This window comes from Leisingera sp. F5 (genome assembly GCF_001593695.1).
Genome location: NZ_LUKH01000010.1, coordinates 1 through 17935, shown reverse-complemented (window position 1 = coordinate 17935; position 17935 = coordinate 1). Strand labels below are relative to the sequence as shown.

Here is a 17935-nt window from a genome sequence, read left to right as displayed (position 1 = left end):
TCTCGTGGGAGATCAAGGGATCGCGATCCTGACATCCGACCACGCAACATACATCGGACGGGACGCGTCCCGCCCTTGTTGAAAGGAAAACCAAATGGCTAAGAAGCTCGTCGGCACGATGAAGCTGCAAGTTAAAGCCGGTCAGGCAAACCCAAGCCCGCCGGTTGGTCCGGCGCTGGGTCAGCGCGGCATCAACATCATGGAATTCTGCAAGGCGTTCAACGCCAAGACCGCAGACCTGGAGCCCGGCGCGCCGTGCCCGACCGTGATCACCTACTATCAGGACAAGTCCTTCACCATGGACATCAAGACGCCGCCCGCGTCTTATTACCTGAAGAAGGCTGCCAAGGTGAAGTCGGGTGCAAAAACCCCGTCGCGCGAAACCGTCGGCACCGTGACCGCGGCCCAGGTGAAAGAAATCGCCGAAGCCAAGATGAAAGATCTGAACGCCAACGACATCGAGGCGGCAATGCAGATCATCCTGGGCTCTGCCCGCTCCATGGGCATCGAGGTGAAGTAAGATGGCAAAGCTCGGTAAACGTACCCGCGCCGCGCGCGAAGCTCTCGTCGGCAAAGACAACCTGTCTGTCGAAGAGGCTGTTGCCCTGATCAAGGCGAACGCCACCGCGAAATTCGACGAAACCGTCGAAATCGCCATGAGCCTGGGTGTTGACACCCGCCACGCAGACCAGATGGTCCGCGGTGTTGTCGGTCTGCCGAACGGCACCGGCAAAGCCATGCGCGTTGCAGTGTTCGCCCGCGGCCCCAAGGCTGAAGAAGCTCAGGCGGCTGGTGCAGACATCGTCGGCGCCGAAGACCTGATGGAAGCCATCCAGGGCGGCAACATCGACTTTGACCGTTGCATCGCAACCCCGGACATGATGCCTGTCGTTGGCCGTCTGGGTAAGATCCTCGGCCCGCGCAACCTGATGCCGAACCCCAAGGTCGGCACCGTGACCATGGACGTCAAGGCAGCTGTGGAAGCAGCCAAGGGCGGCGAAGTCCAGTTCAAAGCTGAAAAAGGCGGCGTTGTGCATGCCGGCGTCGGCAAAGCCTCCTTTGATGAAGCCAAGCTGGTCGAAAACGTCCGTGCCTTCATCTCGGCCGTGGCCAAGGCCAAGCCGTCGGGCGCCAAGGGCGCCTACATGAAAAAGATCAACCTGACCTCGACCATGGGCCCGGGCGTCACTGTTGATGTGGACAACGCTGTCACCGAGTAATTCGGGCGGCAGTGCCAGAACAAGGGCTCCGGGCGTTGCACCCGGGGCCCTTTTTTCGTCCGGCGGCGGTGCGCCGCTCAAAAGACCGTGCGTTGCATTTCAACCATGTGTTTACCCTTGCGCCTGATTGCTTGCACTCATAATTGCGGGCTATGGCACTTCGCAGTTTCTTCGCTCAGGGCAGTTCGAGCCTGGTTGTCACGTCGAGCTCCAATGGCTCGATTGTCGGTGATGCGGTCATTAACAACTCGGACACGCCCAACGGGACCGTTTTCGCCTATTCCGGCGGCACCGGAACCGAAGTCACGCTGAATGATACCGGCGGCGGGCGGAACAGATTCAATGACGACCGGGAAACAGACCACGTCATAACCGATGGCGGCGGCATCGTTGCGGACGGTGCGCAAGTTGAATCCGAGTCGCATATCCTGTTGCGCGAGCTCGACGGAAACGGCAACCCTGCCGGGCCGGAGATTACGATCTATGTCTTTTCGCAGGGCGGTCAGACATCCAATGTCTGGGGGTTTGCGACGGACCTGCCGCTTGAGGCCGGGAAATCCTATGTAAAGACCGGCGGCCAGAACACCGGCACGTCGCGCTATTCGGATTATGTCACCTGCTTTGGGGAAGGGACGCAGATCGAGACCGCTGATGGTCAGGTGGCCGTGGAGGATATCGCCACGGGGCAGATGGTCTGGACCAAGGATGCCGGGCTGCAGCCGGTGCGCTGGATCTCATCCACGCCGGTTCGCGGCAGCGAAAACTTTGCCCCTGTGGTTTTTGCACCCGGGGCTATTGGGAATGCCGGCGAGCTGGTCCTGTCGCAGCAGCACAGGGTTCACGTGGAATTGCCGGTTGCGGAGATGCTGTTCGGCCAGGCGGATGTCCTGGTGGCTGCAAAGCATCTCTGCGGCCTTCCGGGAGTCAGGATCCGCGAGCAGGCTGCAATCCGCTATTTCCATTTCATGTTCGACCGCCATCACATCGTGCGATCCAATGGTGTGCTGACAGAAAGCTTCTTTCTGGCGCCAGGGTCGGTGGCCGCCCTGGGTGCGGCGCAGCGCATTGAGCTGCTGTCGCTTTTTCCGGCCCTTGGCCGGGGCGGCAACCGGTTCGGCAGGACTGCGGCGATGACGCTGACTTCGGGGGAGGCGCGTGTGCTGAGGAGCTGCCTGGAAACCCGTGGCGGACAGTCCTGTCTTGCGGCGCGCTGAATTTGCCTGAGGCGGCCAGTTTCCCCCTTGGAAAACCGGTGAAATACGACTAACTACGGCTACGAGATAAAGCGTGCGATTCGTCGTGCGCTTTATTTCATTTCGTCCAAGATGGTGGGTGGCCTTTCGATCGGGCCTTAATTTCCCTCCTGAGACGGGTACAGACCAAGAAGATCGAGGGTTTTCATTCCCTCGGGCGGATTTGGCTCATCCCGTAAAACGGACCTGAACGCCGGGCCATATGGGCCGGCAAATATGAGCCGGGGTGCATAAGCATCCCTAACTTGGAGAGAACTGTGGATAGAGCCCAGAAAGAGAAAGTGGTCGAGGAACTCGGCCAGATCTTCGAAAGCTCTGGCGTCGTAGTGGTTGCCCACTACGCCGGTCTGACAGTTGCCGAGATGCAGGATCTGCGCGCGCGTGCAAGCGACGCGAACAGCTCCGTGCGTGTTGCCAAAAACAGGCTCGCCAAAATCGCCCTCGAGGGAAAGCCGTGTGAAAGCATGTCTGACCTGCTGACAGGGATGACCGTTCTGACCTATTCCGAAGACCCCGTGTCCGCTGCAAAAGTGGCCGAGGGTTTCGCCAAGGATAACAAAAAGTTTGAGATCCTCGGCGGCGCAATGGGTGAGAATGCTCTGGACCGCGCAGGCGTCGAAGCCGTGTCGAAAATGCCGTCCCGCGACGAGCTTATTGCTCAGATCGCAAGCTGCATTGGCGCACCCGCTTCCAACATCGCCGGCGCAATTGGCGCACCTGCAAGCAACATCGCAAGCATCCTTTCGACCATCGAAGAGAAGGCGGAAGCTGCGTAAGCGGTTGGCACTGAATGACTGGCGTGGGGCAAAGCCTGCACGTTGGAACACACATACTGTAAACGGAAAGAGCTGATACAATGGCTGATCTGAAAGCACTCGCAGAAAGCATCGTGGGTCTGACCCTGCTGGAAGCACAAGAACTGAAAACCATCCTGAAGGATGAGTATGGCATCGAGCCCGCAGCTGGCGGCGCAGTTGTCATGGCGGCCGCCGACGGCGGCGCAGCTGCTGAAGAAGAAAAGACCGAATTCGACGTCGTTCTGAAGAACGCCGGCGCTTCCAAGATCAACGTGATCAAAGAAGTCCGCGGCATCACCGGCCTGGGCCTGAAAGAAGCCAAGGAACTGGTCGAAGCCGGCGGCAAGATCAAAGAAGGCGTCGACAAAGCCGAAGCCGAAGACGTCAAAGCCAAGCTGGAAGCAGCTGGCGCAGAAGTCGAGCTGGCCTAAGCCCTGCTCCTGGTGCATTTCTGATGCATCGGAAATTTGGCTGGGTCCGGAGTTTTCCGGGCCCAGCCGAACCTGTCTTAGAAAGGGCCTCTGAGGAGGTGTTTTTTCAGGCGGAGTTCAAAGGATCGGGAGGCTGCCTTCGGGACGGTGGCCATGAATTGATCCGAACGCGCTGTCTCGTATGGGCAAGGTGCCGGGGCCCGGCGGCATCCTTGACCGGTGAGAACTCGAAAGGTGACATCTGACATGGCTCAATCGTTCCTTGGCCAGAAACGTCTACGCAAATACTACGGCAAAATCCGCGAAGTGCTGGAGATGCCGAACCTCATTGAGGTGCAAAAATCTTCCTACGACCTGTTCCTGCGCTCTGGCGATGAAGCCGAACCGCTGGACGGCGAAGGCATCAAAGGTGTGTTCCAGTCGGTTTTCCCGATCAAGGACTTCAACGAGACCTCGGTCCTGGAGTTCGGCAAATACGCGTTTGAGAAACCGAAATACGACGTCGAAGAGTGCATGCAGCGCGACATGACCTACAGCGCGCCGCTGAAGGTCACCCTGCGCCTGATCGTTTTTGATGTCGATGAGGATACCGGCGCCAAGTCGGTGAAAGACATCAAGGAACAGGACGTCTTCATGGGCGACATGCCCCTGATGACCCCGAACGGCACCTTTGTCGTCAACGGCACCGAGCGTGTGATCGTGTCCCAGATGCACCGTTCGCCGGGCGTGTTCTTCGACCACGACAAGGGCAAGACCCACTCCTCGGGCAAGCTGCTGTTTGCCTGCCGCATCATCCCGTACCGCGGCTCCTGGCTGGATTTCGAGTTCGACGCCAAGGACATCGTCTTTGCCCGTATCGACCGCCGCCGCAAACTGCCGGTGACCACTCTGCTGTACGCCCTGGGCTTGGACCAGGACGCCATCATGAGCGCCTATTACAACACCGTCCAGTTCAAGCTTGAAAAGTCCCGCGGCTGGGTCGCCCCGTTCTTCCCGGAACGTGTGCGCGGTACCCGCCCGACCTATGACCTGGTCGATGCGGCCACCGGCGAGATCATCTGCGAGGCCGGCAAGAAAGTCACCCCGCGCGCCGTCAAGAAAATGATCGAAGAAGGCACCATCACCGAGCTTCTGGTGCCCTTCGAGCATATCGTCGGCAAATATGTTTCCCAGGACATCATCAACGAAGAAAACGGCGCGATCTATGTCGAAGCCGGTGATGAGCTGACCCTGGAATACGACAAGGACGGCGAACTGATCGGCGGCTCTCTGAAAGAGCTGCTGGATGCCGGCATCACCGACATTCCGGTGCTGGACATCGACAACATCAACGTCGGTCCCTACATGCGCAACACCATGGCGCAGGACAAGAACCGGACCCGCGAAAGCGCGCTGATGGACATCTATCGCGTGATGCGTCCGGGCGAGCCGCCCACCGTCGAAGCTGCGTCGGCCCTGTTCGACACCCTGTTCTTTGATGGCGAGCGTTACGACCTCAGCGCCGTTGGCCGCGTGAAGATGAACATGCGCCTGGCTCTGGACGCCGAAGACACCCAGCGCACCCTGCGCAAGGAAGACATCGTTGCCTGCATCAAGGCGCTGGTCGACCTGCGTGACGGCCGCGGCGATATCGACGACATCGACCACCTTGGCAACCGCCGCGTGCGTTCTGTCGGCGAGCTGATGGAAAACCAGTACCGTGTCGGCCTCCTGCGCATGGAGCGCGCGATCAAGGAACGTATGTCCTCGGTCGAGATCGACACTGTGATGCCGCAGGATCTGATCAACGCGAAACCGGCTGCAGCCGCGGTGCGTGAATTCTTCGGTTCCTCGCAGCTGTCGCAGTTCATGGACCAGACCAACCCGCTGTCGGAAGTTACCCACAAACGCCGTCTCTCGGCGCTTGGCCCCGGCGGTCTGACCCGCGAGCGTGCCGGCTTTGAGGTCCGCGACGTTCACCCGACCCACTATGGCCGGATGTGCCCGATTGAAACGCCGGAAGGTCCGAACATCGGTCTGATCAACTCGCTGGCTACTTTTGCGCGCGTCAACAAGTACGGCTTCATCGAAACACCTTACCGCGTCGTCAACGAGGCGAAGGTGACCGACGAAGTCCACTACATGTCCGCGACCGAAGAAATGCGCCACACTGTTGCGCAGGCGAACGCGACCCTGGATGAGAACGGCAAGTTCATCAACGATCTGGTCTCGACCCGTCAGTCCGGCGACTACACCCTGGCGCCGCGCGAAAGCGTGGACCTGATCGACGTCAGCCCGAAACAGCTGGTCTCGGTTGCGGCCTCGCTGATCCCGTTCCTGGAAAACGACGACGCCAACCGCGCTCTGATGGGCTCGAACATGCAACGTCAGGCGGTTCCGCTTCTGCGTGCCGAGGCGCCGCTGGTCGGCACCGGCATCGAGGAAAAAGTGGCGATCGACTCCGGCGCGGCCATCCAGGCCAAGCGGGCGGGCATCATCGACCAGGTCGATGCGCAGCGTATCGTGATCCGCGCCACCTCCGATCTGGAGCTGGGCGATGCGGGCGTTGACATCTACCGGATGCGCAAGTTCCAGCGTTCGAACCAGAACACCTGTATCAACCAGCGTCCGCTGGTGAAGGTGGGCGACACTGTGACCAAGGGCGAAGTCATCGCTGACGGTCCGTCGACCGATATGGGCGAATTGGCTCTGGGTAAGAACGTGGTCGTCGCGTTTATGCCGTGGAACGGCTACAACTACGAGGACTCCATCCTGATCTCCGAGCGCATCGCGCGTGACGACGTCTTCACCTCGGTCCACATCGAGGAATTCGAAGTCGCCGCCCGTGACACCAAGCTTGGCCCGGAAGAAATCACCCGCGACATCCCGAACGTCGGCGAGGAAGCTCTGCGCAACCTCGACGAAGCGGGCATCGTCTACATCGGTGCCGATGTAGAGCCGGGCGACATTCTGGTCGGCAAGATCACCCCGAAGGGCGAAAGCCCGATGACCCCGGAAGAAAAGCTGCTGCGCGCCATCTTCGGCGAGAAGGCTTCCGACGTGCGCGACACCTCGCTGCGCGTGAAGCCGGGCGACTACGGGACTGTGGTCGAAGTGCGCGTCTTTAACCGCCACGGTGTGGAAAAAGACGAGCGTGCGCTGCAGATCGAGCGTGAGGAAGTCGAACGTCTGGCCCGTGACCGGGACGACGAACTGGCGATCCTGGACCGCAACATCTATGCGCGTCTGCGCGGCATGATCCTGGGCAAAGTGGCTGTCAAAGGCCCGAAAGGCGTGCGTTCCGGTGCCCCGATCGACGAGGAACTGCTGGATTCGCTGTCGCGCGGCCAGTGGTGGATGCTTGCCCTCGAGGAAGAGCAGGACGCCCAGGTTGTCGAGGCCCTGAACGAGCAGTACGAGGCGCAGAAGCGTGCCCTGGATGCCCGTTTCGAGGACAAGGTCGAAAAAGTCCGCCGCGGCGACGACCTGCCGCCGGGTGTGATGAAGATGGTCAAAGTCTTCATCGCCGTGAAGCGCAAGCTGCAGCCGGGCGACAAAATGGCCGGCCGTCACGGCAACAAAGGTGTGATCTCGAAAGTGGTGCCAATGGAGGACATGCCGTTCCTCGCCGACGGCACCCCGGTCGACTTCTGCCTCAACCCGCTGGGCGTGCCGTCGCGTATGAACGTCGGTCAGATCCTGGAGACCCACATGGGCTGGGCCGCACGCGGCCTCGGCATCAAGGTGGACGACGCGCTGCAGGAATACCGCCGCTCTGGCGACCTGACCCCGGTTCGTGACGCGATGCACCACGCCTATGGCGACGATGTTTATGACGAAGGCATCGCCAACATGGACGAGGGTGCGCTGGTCGAAGCCGCAGGCAACGTGACCCGCGGTGTGCCGATTGCCACCCCGGTCTTTGACGGCGCCAAGGAAGACGACGTGAACGACGCCCTGGTGCGTGCGGGCTTTGACCAGTCCGGCCAGTCGATCCTGTTCGACGGCCGCACCGGCGAGCAGTTCGCGCGTCCGGTCACCGTCGGCATCAAGTACCTGCTGAAGCTGCACCACCTGGTGGACGACAAGATCCACGCGCGTTCCACCGGCCCCTACAGCCTCGTTACTCAGCAGCCGCTGGGCGGTAAGGCACAGTTCGGCGGTCAGCGCTTTGGTGAGATGGAAGTCTGGGCTCTGGAAGCTTACGGCGCCGCTTACACCCTGCAGGAGATGCTCACCGTGAAATCGGATGACGTCGCCGGCCGGACCAAGGTCTATGAATCGATCGTCAAGGGCGAGGACAACTTTGAAGCGGGCGTTCCGGAATCGTTCAACGTTCTGGTTAAAGAAGTCCGTGGCCTCGGCCTGAACATGGAACTCCTGGATGCGGAAGAAGAGTAAGGGCCCCGGCCCTTACCCCCTCCTCCCTTCCGCACGAATTTGAGGTATCAAAATGAACCAGGAAATCACCAACAACCCGTTCAACCCGCTGACGCCGCCTAAGGTCTTTGATGAAATCAAAGTCTCGCTGGCGTCGCCGGAACGGATCCTGTCGTGGTCCTATGGCGAAATCAAAAAGCCTGAGACCATCAACTACCGGACCTTCAAGCCCGAGCGCGACGGCTTGTTCTGCGCCCGTATCTTTGGCCCGATCAAAGATTACGAATGCCTCTGCGGCAAATATAAGCGGATGAAATACCGTGGCGTCGTCTGCGAAAAATGCGGCGTCGAAGTCACCCTGCAGAAAGTGCGCCGCGAGCGCATGGGCCACATCGAACTGGCCGCGCCGGTTGCGCACATCTGGTTCCTGAAGTCGCTGCCGTCCCGCATCGGCCTGATGCTGGACATGACCCTGCGCGACCTGGAGCGGGTTCTGTACTTTGAAAACTACGTTGTCATCGAGCCGGGCCTGACCGACCTCTCCTATGGTCAGATGATGACCGAAGAAGAGTTCATGGACGCCCAGGATGCCTATGGCATGGACGCCTTCACCGCCAACATCGGCGCCGAAGCGATCCGTGACATGCTGGCCCAGATCGACCTGGAATCAGAAGCCGAGCAGCTGCGCGCCGAACTGGCCGAAGCCACCGGCGAACTGAAGCCCAAGAAGATCATCAAGCGTCTGAAAGTCGTGGAATCCTTCCTGGAATCGGGCAACCGTCCGGAATGGATGATCATGACCGTGATCCCGGTCATCCCGCCGGAACTGCGCCCGCTGGTTCCGCTGGACGGCGGCCGCTTTGCGACCTCCGACCTGAACGACCTGTACCGCCGCGTGATCAACCGGAACAACCGTCTGAAGCGTCTGATCGAACTGCGCGCGCCTGACATCATCGTCCGCAACGAAAAGCGGATGCTGCAGGAATCCGTTGACGCCCTGTTCGACAACGGCCGCCGCGGCCGCGTCATCACCGGCGCCAACAAGCGCCCGCTGAAATCGCTGTCCGACATGCTGAAAGGCAAGCAGGGCCGCTTCCGTCAGAACCTCTTGGGTAAGCGCGTCGACTTCTCCGGCCGTTCGGTCATTGTGACCGGTCCGGAGCTGAAGCTGCATCAGTGCGGTCTGCCCAAGAAGATGGCGCTCGAACTCTTCAAGCCCTTCATCTATTCGCGTCTGGAGGCCAAGGGCCTGTCCAGCACCGTGAAGCAGGCGAAGAAGCTGGTCGAAAAAGAGCGTCCCGAAGTGTGGGATATCCTCGACGAGGTGATCCGCGAGCACCCGGTGATGCTGAACCGCGCACCGACGCTGCACCGTCTGGGGATCCAGGCGTTCGAACCCACGCTGATCGAAGGCAAGGCAATCCAGCTGCACCCGCTGGTCTGCTCGGCGTTCAACGCGGACTTCGACGGCGACCAGATGGCTGTGCACGTCCCCTTGAGCCTTGAGGCCCAGCTGGAAGCGCGCGTCCTGATGATGTCGACGAACAACGTTCTGTCGCCGGCCAACGGCGCGCCGATCATTGTTCCCTCGCAGGATATGATCCTGGGTCTCTACTATGTGACCCTGGAACGCGAAGGCATGCCCGGTGAAGGCATGGTGTTCGGCTCGATCGAGGAAGTTCAGCACGCGCTGGACGCAGGTGTTGTTCATCTGCACACCAAGATCACCGCGCGGATCACGCAGTTCGACGAAGAAGGCAACGAGGTTAAGTCGCGGTTTGAAACCACGCCTGGCCGTGTCCGTCTGGGCGCGCTGCTGCCGAAGAACGTCAAAGCGCCGTTTGAACTGGTCAACCGCCTGCTGCGGAAGAAAGAGGTTCAGCAGGTCATCGACACCGTCTACCGCTACTGCGGTCAGAAAGAGTCGGTTATCTTCTGTGACCAGATCATGACCATGGGCTTCCGCGAAGCGTTCAAGGCGGGCATTTCGTTCGGCAAGGACGACATGGTGATCCCCGACACCAAATGGACGCTGGTCGACGAGACCCGCGATCAGGTGAAGGACTTTGAACAGCAGTACATGGACGGCCTGATCACTCAGGGCGAAAAGTACAACAAAGTGGTCGATGCATGGTCCAAGTGTAACGACAAGGTCACCGATGCGATGATGGGCACCATCTCCGCAGACAAGCGCGACGAAGCTGGCGCCGTGATGGAACCGAACTCGGTTTACATGATGGCCCACTCCGGTGCGCGTGGCTCGGTCACCCAGATGAAGCAGCTGGGCGGCATGCGCGGCCTGATGGCCAAGCCGAACGGCGACATCATCGAGACTCCGATCATCTCGAACTTTAAGGAAGGCCTGACCGTTCTCGAGTACTTCAACTCGACCCACGGTGCCCGTAAGGGTCTGTCCGATACCGCGCTTAAGACGGCGAACTCGGGTTATCTGACCCGCCGTCTGGTGGACGTGGCGCAGGACTGCATCGTGCGCGAGAACGATTGCGGCACCGAGCGTGCGATCACTGCCGAAGCGGCTGTGAACGACGGTGAGGTTGTCGCAACCCTGGGCGAGCGTCTTCTGGGCCGTGTGGCCGCAGACGACATCCTGCGTCCGGGCACCGAAGAGGTCATCATCGCTGCAGGCCAGCTGATCGACGAACGCATGGCGGATGCCGTGGAAGAGGCCGGCGTTCAGTCGACCCGTATCCGCTCGCCGCTGACCTGTGAGTCGGAAGAGGGCGTCTGCGCCATGTGCTATGGCCGTGACCTGGCGCGCGGCACCAAGGTGAACGAAGGCGAAGCGGTGGGTATCATCGCGGCGCAGTCGATCGGCGAACCCGGCACCCAGCTGACGATGCGGACCTTCCACATCGGCGGCGTTGCACAGGGTGGCCAGCAGTCGTTCCAGGAAGCGTCCCAGGAAGGCAAGATCGTCTTCGAGATGCCGCAGACCCTGGAAAACGCCAATGGCGAGACCATGGTTGTCGGCCGCAACATGAAGCTGATCATCCAGGACGAACACGGCGAAGAACGTGCCAGCCACAAGCTGGGTTACGGTTCCAAGCTGTTCGTCAAGGAAGGTCAGGACATTGCGCGCGGCGACAAGCTGTTCGAATGGGATCCCTACACCCTGCCGATCATCGCCGAGAAGCCCGGTACCGCGAAATACGTGGACCTGGTCTCGGGCCTGGCTGTCCGCGACGAGACCGACGAAGCCACCGGCATGACCCAGAAGATCGTGATCGACTGGCGTGCGGCTCCGAAGGGCTCTGACCTGAAGCCGGAAATCATCCTGGTCGATAGCAACGGCGAGCCGGTCCGCAATGACCTTGGCAACCCGCTGACCTACCCGATGTCCGTGGATGCCATCCTGTCGGTCGAAGACGGCCAGCAGATCATGGCCGGTGACGTTGTCGCGCGGATCCCGCGTGAAGGCGCCAAGACCAAGGACATTACCGGTGGTCTGCCGCGCGTTGCGGAACTGTTCGAAGCCCGCCGTCCGAAAGATCACGCGATCATCGCCGAAATCGATGGCCACGTGCGCTTTGGCCGCGACTACAAGAACAAGCGCCGCATCGCGATTGATCCTGTGGACGAGTCGCTGGAGCCCGTCGAATACATGGTGCCCAAGGGCAAGCACATCCCGGTCGTGGAAGGTGACTTTGTCCAGAAGGGCGACTACATCATGGACGGCAACCCGGCGCCGCATGACATCCTGTCCATCATGGGTGTCGAGGCTCTGGCCAACTACATGATCGACGAGGTGCAGGACGTTTACCGCCTGCAGGGTGTGAAGATCAACGACAAGCACATCGAGGTGATCGTCCGCCAGATGCTGCAGAAGTGGGAGATCTCGGACTCCGGCGACACCACGCTCCTGAAAGGCGAGCACGTGGACAAGCAGGAGTTTGACGCAGCCAACGAGAAATCGCTGGCCCGCGGCAAGCGTCCGGCGCAAGGCGAACCGATCCTGCTCGGCATCACCAAGGCGTCCTTGCAGACCCGCTCCTTCATCTCGGCGGCCTCCTTCCAGGAGACCACCCGGGTTCTCACCGAGGCTTCGGTGCAGGGCAAGAAGGACAAGCTGGTCGGCCTCAAGGAAAACGTCATCGTGGGCCGCCTGATCCCGGCCGGCACCGGTGGTGCGACCCAGGCAGTGCGCGCCATTGCCCAAGGCCGCGACAACGTGGTTCTGGAAGCCCGCCGCGAAGAAGCCGAAGCCGCTGCAGCCCTGGCCGCACCGGTGGTGGACGAAGATGCGATGGGCGGCGACGACCTGGATATCCTGGTCGAAACCCCGGAAAGCCGCGACTAAGCCACGGCTGATACCTTCAGGAAAAGCCCCCGCATGATCTCATGCGGGGGCTTTTTCATTTCTGCAACCGCGGGTATCTGTAGTCGGGCAGGGGATCAGGCCGGACCACATGGCCTGCAGGCGGGGAGCGGTGATGGATATCAGGCTGCGGATGATCGGATTGGTGCGGTTTTCCGTACTCAGCACGAATTACTATTCAGAGCGGTTCAACAGCTTGGAGGAAAAGGCAGCGCATCTGTTCTCGCCGGAACGGATGGACTTGCGCTTCCGGCTGTTCGAACATTTGTGCCTGCGGTCGCTGACGCAGCAAAGCGACCCGAGTTTCCGGCTGATCGTACTGACCTCCGAAGATCTGCCTGATCCCTATCTGGAACGGCTGCTGGAACTGACGGAGCCTTACAGCAACATCTTCTGCCACGGTGCGGCCCCGGACACGCATTACCAGCAGCTGAAGGGCGCCTTCAGCCTGGTGAATTTGCGCCGCGCTACCCATCACGTTCTGTTCCGGCTGGATGATGACGATGCTTTGGACCGGAATTTCGTCAAACGCACCAAGGGCTTTGCCCGCGGCATGATTCCGTTGCAGGGCGAGGGTCAGACCCCGTTTATCATCGCCCATAACCGCGGCTTGTATCTAGAGAAAACCGCCAAAGGCGCGGAGCTGTATGACACCTGCGAGCGGTCGCCGTTGTCCACCGGCCTGTCGCTGGTTGCTCCGGCGGATCACCCGGCCAACCCTTATGCGTTCAACCACCGCAAAATTGCGCAGCACTATAATACGTTTTCCGACATTTCGGTGCCCGCATTCCTGCGAACCATTCATGGCGACAACAAATCGGATCCTGCGCAAATGGGCCTGACCCGGAAATGGCCCGCACACCAAATCCAAGACGCGCTGAACGAGCATTTCGGCTATACAGCGGCGCAGCTGAAGGCTTTGCTGCCGTAGCTGCCGTAGCTGCCGTAGCTGCCGTAGCTGCCGTAGCTGCCGTAGCTGCCGTAGCTGCCGTAGCTGCCGTAGCTGCCGTAGCTGCCGTAGCTGCCTGTCTGGCCGTTGCCGGCTTAGCGCGGCTTGAACGCCGCCCGCACCTTGGCAGCCCGCAGACCAAAGACCGTAGCAAACTCAAGCTCTTGTTTGCCGGTCAGCAGTGCGACGTCAACAGCTGCGGCGCCGTCCTGCCGGGAGTCATTGAACCGGTTGTGGCTTCGGACCCACATGGGGACGTCGGTTAGGGTGACAGACGGCATGTGGTGGTGAATACGGTGGTGGGCAAAGTTCATGATGGTTTTGCGGCTGCCCGCTGCCACATGCATGCCAAGGGCTGCGGTGAAATAGGGCCGGACGGTGGGCGCTGCTGAAATGCCGTCCGGGCCGAACTCCGCAACATAGCCCCGGTTGAAATCAATCGCCGCCGAGGCGGATTTGGCAAACAGCTTGGCGCAGTCTTTTGCGGTGTCCCGCAGGCGCTCGACAAACTCCGTTGCCACCGCGTCGTCATCGTCGAACCTGAACTGCAGGCAGGGCTGGCCGGGTTTGCGCCGCGCACCGTTCAAAAGATCTTTCATCACCTCGCGATGCTTGCGCGGCGGTTCCGCGTGAAGCTGGATTTGCGGTATGTCCGCAATCAGATCCTGCAACCGGTCGCGGTGAACCTGGGGCAGGCTGTCGCCGATCACCATGATCAGGTCAAAATCCTGGTCGGTCTGCTCCCGCAGGCAGGGCAGGGCGACGGTTTCCAGCAGCCGGAACCGTTCTTCCATCCGGGCTTCGGCATAGAGATAGGAAATCCGCTCTTCAATCGTTTCATGCTCCACTTGGAACCCGCCGATGGCCGGATAGGAAAACCGGCACAATCCGATGACTTGCATTCTGAAATCCGTCTTATACTAAAGCGCTGCCGCCGCGACTATGCCGCTCAGCTGTGCTGCGGGCAAGGGCGGGCAAGGGCGGGCAAGGGCGCGGGCACCCTTGTGGACCTGCCGGCAGCTGGGCCGTTTCCACCCGCTGTTGACAACCTGGGCGACTCCCCATATACGCGCGCTTATCCGGCACCCGGAGTGTATTCTTCGAAAGCCGAATTCAAAATTGCAGTGGCTCAAGGCTTGGGCACTTTTTCCACCCGGGCCCTCTGTAACCTCACCGCGTCGTCTCACCTCGGAATGGGAGCGATTGCGGTTTTTGCGCTTGTGGACGCACAAGTGCAGCGAAATCACCCGCACGCGCCGGCGTGCATGACAGTGTTGCGAAACGGGGAAAACCTGAATGCCAACGATCCAGCAGCTGATCCGCAAGCCGCGTCAGCCGAAACGCAAAGTTTCGAAGTCCCAGCACCTCGAGCAGTGCCCGCAGAAGCGCGGCGTCTGCACCCGCGTGTACACCACCACACCGAAGAAACCGAACTCCGCTATGCGGAAAGTTGCGAAGGTCCGCCTGACCAACGGTTTCGAAGTGATCTCCTACATCCCCGGTGAAAGCCACAACCTTCAGGAGCACTCTGTGGTTCTGATCCGCGGCGGCCGGGTAAAAGACCTTCCGGGTGTCCGTTACCACATCCTGCGCGGTGTTCTGGATACCCAGGGCGTTAAAGACCGTAAACAACGCCGTTCGAAGTACGGCGCGAAGCGTCCTAAGTAAGAAGGAGAGGCTGATATGTCACGTCGTCACGCCGCCGAAAAACGCGAAGTCCTGCCCGACGCCAAGTTCGGCGACCGCGTTCTGACCAAATTCATGAACAACCTGATGATCGACGGCAAGAAGTCGGTCGCAGAGCGTATCGTCTACAACGCCTTTGACCGCGTTGAAGGCAAGATCAAGCGCGCGCCGGTTGAAGTGTTCCACGAAGCTCTCGACAACATCAAACCCTCGGTCGAAGTCCGTTCGCGCCGTGTGGGCGGTGCCACCTACCAGGTGCCGGTTGAAGTCCGTCCCGAGCGCCGTGAAGCACTGGCAATCCGCTGGCTGATCACTGCGGCGCGCAAGCGCAACGAAAACACCATGGAAGAGCGCCTTGCAGGCGAGCTGATGGACGCTGTCCAGTCCCGTGGCACCGCAGTGAAAAAGCGCGAAGACACCCATAAGATGGCCGAGGCGAACAAAGCCTTCAGCCATTACCGCTGGTAAGCCGGAGGACCTAGACCTATGGCACGCGACTATCCGCTCGAACTGTACCGTAACTTCGGTATCATGGCGCACATCGATGCAGGCAAAACCACCTGCTCCGAGCGCATCCTGTATTACACCGGCAAATCCCACAACATCGGTGAGGTGCACGACGGTGCAGCCACCATGGACTGGATGGAGCAGGAACAGGAACGCGGCATCACCATCACCTCGGCTGCGACCACCACTTTCTGGGAACGCACCGAAGATGGCCAGACCGCTGACTCGCCCAAGCACCGCCTGAACATCATCGACACCCCCGGCCACGTTGACTTCACCATCGAAGTTGAACGCTCGCTGGCGGTTCTCGACGGTGCTGTCTGTGTTCTGGACGCCAACGCCGGTGTTGAGCCCCAGACCGAAACCGTGTGGCGTCAGGCTGACCGCTACAAGGTTCCGCGCATGGTGTTCGTCAACAAGATGGACAAGATCGGCGCTGACTTCTTCAACTGCGTTGAAATGATCGAAGACCGCACCGGCGCCCGCGCGGTTCCGGTTGGTGTGCCGATCGGCGCCGAAACCGAGCTGGAAGGCCTGGTTGATCTGGTCAACATGGAAGAATGGCTGTGGCAGGGTGAAGACCTTGGCGCATCGTGGATCAAAGCACCGATCCGCGACAGCCTGAAGGACATGGCTGACGAATGGCGCGGTAAGATGATCGAGGCGGCCGTCGAAATGGACGACGACGCCATGGAAGCTTACCTGGAAGGCGAAGAGCCTGACGTGCCGACCCTGCGCAAACTGCTGCGCAAGGGCACGCTGGAAATGGCCTTTGTGCCGGTTCTGGGCGGCTCTGCGTTCAAAAACAAAGGCGTGCAGCCGCTGCTGAACGCTGTGATCGACTACCTGCCCAGCCCGCTGGACGTTGTTGATTACATGGGCTTCAAACCCGGTGACGAAGAAGAAGTCCGTGACATCGCCCGCCGTGCGGACGACAACATGGCGTTCTCGGGTCTGGCGTTCAAAATCATGAACGACCCCTTCGTCGGCTCGCTGACCTTTACCCGGATCTACTCCGGCGTCCTGAACAAGGGCGACACGCTCTTGAACTCGACCAAAGGCAAGAAAGAGCGCGTTGGCCGGATGATGATGATGCACTCGAACAACCGTGAGGAAATCACGGAAGCGTTCGCGGGCGACATCATCGCGCTGGCAGGTCTGAAAGACACCACCACCGGTGACACCATCTGTGCTGTCAACGATCCGGTCGTGCTGGAAACCATGACCTTCCCCGATCCGGTTATCGAAATCGCGGTTGAGCCCAAGACCAAGGCCGACCAGGAGAAAATGTCCCAGGGTCTGCAGCGTCTTGCTGCTGAGGATCCGTCCTTCCGTGTTGAGACCGACATCGAGTCCGGTCAGACCATCATGAAGGGCATGGGCGAACTTCACCTGGACATCCTGGTTGACCGTCTGAAGCGTGAATTCAAGGTCGAAGCCAACATCGGTGCGCCGCAGGTTGCCTACCGCGAGACCATCTCCAAAGAGGTCGAGCATTCCTACACCCACAAGAAACAGTCGGGTGGTTCGGGCCAGTTCGCCGAGGTGAAACTGATCATCTCGCCGACAGAGCCGGGCGAAGGCTACTCCTTCGAATCCCGCATCGTCGGCGGTGCGGTTCCGAAGGAATACATCCCGGGCGTCGAAAAAGGCATCAAGTCCGTCATGGACAGCGGCCCGCTGGCCGGCTTCCCCGTGATCGACTTCAAAGTTGCCCTGATCGACGGTAAGTTCCACGATGTGGACTCCTCGGTTCTGGCCTTTGAAATCGCCGCCCGCATGGGCATGCGTGAAGGCATGCGCAAGGCTGGTGCGAAACTGCTCGAGCCGGTGATGAAAGTCGAAGTGATCACCCCGGAAGACTATACCGGCGGTATCATCGGCGATCTGACCTCGCGCCGGGGCCAGGTGTCCGGCCAGGAGAACCGCGGCAACGCAATCGCAATCGACGCGTTTGTGCCGCTGGCGAACATGTTCGGCTACATCAACACCCTGCGTTCGATGAGCTCGGGCCGCGCCCAGTTCACCATGCAGTTCGACCACTACGAACCGGTTCCGCAGAACATCTCGGAAGAGATCCAGGCGAAATTCGCGTAAGCGTCACAAAAATTGAGGGGTTCGCGTCCGCAGCGGCCCCCTCTCGAAACAATAGGAGGCCATCATGGCTAAGGAAAAGTTCGAACGCACAAAACCGCACGTCAACATCGGCACCATCGGCCACGTTGACCACGGCAAAACCACGCTGACCGCAGCAATCACCAAATACTTCGGTGACTTCAAAGCCTACGATCAGATCGACGGCGCACCGGAAGAAAAAGCCCGCGGCATCACCATCTCGACCGCCCACGTCGAGTATGAGACCGAGACCCGTCACTACGCCCACGTCGACTGCCCCGG

13 protein-coding genes are annotated in these 17935 nt (G+C 60.3%); 12 read left to right on the top strand and 1 reads right to left on the bottom strand.

Annotation, left to right across the window (positions count from 1 at the left end; all coding sequences use genetic code 11):
* The first annotated feature begins 94 nt into the window (after positions 1-94).
* The 8 genes from rplK (at position 95) to A2I95_RS08600 (ending at position 13327) form a co-directional block, all read left to right on the top strand.
* Positions 95-520: a 50S ribosomal protein L11 gene (gene rplK, locus A2I95_RS08635; RefSeq protein WP_291729380.1), complete on the top strand. Its 426-nt coding sequence runs from the start codon at positions 95-97 to the stop codon at positions 518-520.
* Between the two features lies 1 nt (position 521).
* Positions 522-1220: a 50S ribosomal protein L1 gene (gene rplA / locus A2I95_RS08630; protein ID WP_291729379.1), complete on the top strand. Its 699-nt coding sequence runs from the start codon at positions 522-524 to the stop codon at positions 1218-1220.
* A 152-nt stretch (positions 1221-1372) separates the two neighbouring features.
* Complete coding sequence (locus A2I95_RS08625; protein ID WP_291729378.1) at positions 1373-2434, top strand: Hint domain-containing protein; 1062 nt, start codon at positions 1373-1375, stop codon at positions 2432-2434.
* A 296-nt stretch (positions 2435-2730) separates the two neighbouring features.
* Positions 2731-3249: a 50S ribosomal protein L10 gene (rplJ, locus tag A2I95_RS08620; protein ID WP_129372972.1), complete on the top strand. Its 519-nt coding sequence runs from the start codon at positions 2731-2733 to the stop codon at positions 3247-3249.
* Positions 3250-3329: 80 nt separating this feature from the next.
* Entirely contained in the window at positions 3330-3701 is a 372-nt protein-coding gene (gene rplL / locus A2I95_RS08615) for a 50S ribosomal protein L7/L12 (RefSeq protein ID WP_291729377.1), read from the top strand.
* A gap of 246 nt (positions 3702-3947) precedes the next feature.
* Positions 3948-8081 (top strand): DNA-directed RNA polymerase subunit beta, encoded by a 4134-nt coding sequence (rpoB, locus tag A2I95_RS08610; RefSeq protein WP_291729376.1) that lies wholly within the window; start codon positions 3948-3950, stop codon positions 8079-8081.
* Between the two features lie 52 nt (positions 8082-8133).
* Positions 8134-12378 carry a DNA-directed RNA polymerase subunit beta' gene (gene rpoC / locus A2I95_RS08605; RefSeq protein ID WP_291729375.1) on the top strand — a complete coding sequence of 1415 codons (4245 nt, stop codon included), beginning with the start codon at positions 8134-8136 and terminating at the stop codon, positions 12376-12378.
* Positions 12379-12511: 133 nt separating this feature from the next.
* On the top strand, positions 12512-13327 hold the full coding sequence (locus A2I95_RS08600) for a glycosyltransferase (RefSeq protein ID WP_291729374.1): 816 nt from the start codon (positions 12512-12514) through the stop codon (positions 13325-13327).
* Between the two features lie 113 nt (positions 13328-13440).
* Here the strand turns inward: A2I95_RS08600 and A2I95_RS08595 are convergent, their stop codons facing one another.
* Positions 13441-14247: a putative rhamnosyl transferase gene (locus A2I95_RS08595; protein ID WP_291729373.1), complete on the bottom strand. Its 807-nt coding sequence runs from the start codon at positions 14245-14247 to the stop codon at positions 13441-13443.
* Positions 14248-14641: 394 nt separating this feature from the next.
* On the opposite strand from A2I95_RS08595, the gene rpsL reads away from it, so the two are divergent.
* From rpsL to A2I95_RS08575, 4 genes are all read left to right on the top strand, one after another.
* Positions 14642-15013 carry a 30S ribosomal protein S12 gene (rpsL, locus tag A2I95_RS08590; protein ID WP_008204009.1) on the top strand — a complete coding sequence of 124 codons (372 nt, stop codon included), beginning with the start codon at positions 14642-14644 and terminating at the stop codon, positions 15011-15013.
* 15 nt (positions 15014-15028) lie between these two features.
* Positions 15029-15499, top strand: a complete 471-nt coding sequence (gene rpsG, locus A2I95_RS08585) for a 30S ribosomal protein S7 (RefSeq protein ID WP_027257337.1) — start codon at positions 15029-15031, stop codon at positions 15497-15499.
* An 18-nt stretch (positions 15500-15517) separates the two neighbouring features.
* On the top strand, positions 15518-17635 hold the full coding sequence (gene fusA, locus A2I95_RS08580; protein ID WP_027257338.1) for an elongation factor G: 2118 nt from the start codon (positions 15518-15520) through the stop codon (positions 17633-17635).
* A gap of 64 nt (positions 17636-17699) precedes the next feature.
* A partial coding sequence (locus tag A2I95_RS08575; RefSeq protein ID WP_291729372.1) for a GTP-binding protein occupies positions 17700-17935 on the top strand: 236 nt, incomplete at its 3' end.

Bases quoted from the DNA above. Each gene is read 5' to 3' on its own strand.
- rplK (WP_291729380.1), top strand. From the start codon at position 95: ATGGCTAAGAAGCTCGTCGGCACGATGAAGCTGCAAGTTAAAGCCGGT.
- rplA (WP_291729379.1), top strand. From the start codon at position 522: ATGGCAAAGCTCGGTAAACGTACCCGCGCCGCGCGCGAAGCTCTCGTC.
- A2I95_RS08625 (WP_291729378.1), top strand. From the start codon at position 1,373: ATGGCACTTCGCAGTTTCTTCGCTCAGGGCAGTTCGAGCCTGGTTGTC.
- rplL (WP_291729377.1), top strand. From the start codon at position 3,330: ATGGCTGATCTGAAAGCACTCGCAGAAAGCATCGTGGGTCTGACCCTG.
- rpoB (WP_291729376.1), top strand. From the start codon at position 3,948: ATGGCTCAATCGTTCCTTGGCCAGAAACGTCTACGCAAATACTACGGC.
- rpoC (WP_291729375.1), top strand. From the start codon at position 8,134: ATGAACCAGGAAATCACCAACAACCCGTTCAACCCGCTGACGCCGCCT.
- A2I95_RS08600 (WP_291729374.1), top strand. From the start codon at position 12,512: ATGGATATCAGGCTGCGGATGATCGGATTGGTGCGGTTTTCCGTACTC.
- A2I95_RS08595 (WP_291729373.1), bottom strand. From the start codon at position 14,247: ATGCAAGTCATCGGATTGTGCCGGTTTTCCTATCCGGCCATCGGCGGG.
- rpsL (WP_008204009.1), top strand. From the start codon at position 14,642: ATGCCAACGATCCAGCAGCTGATCCGCAAGCCGCGTCAGCCGAAACGC.
- rpsG (WP_027257337.1), top strand. From the start codon at position 15,029: ATGTCACGTCGTCACGCCGCCGAAAAACGCGAAGTCCTGCCCGACGCC.
- fusA (WP_027257338.1), top strand. From the start codon at position 15,518: ATGGCACGCGACTATCCGCTCGAACTGTACCGTAACTTCGGTATCATG.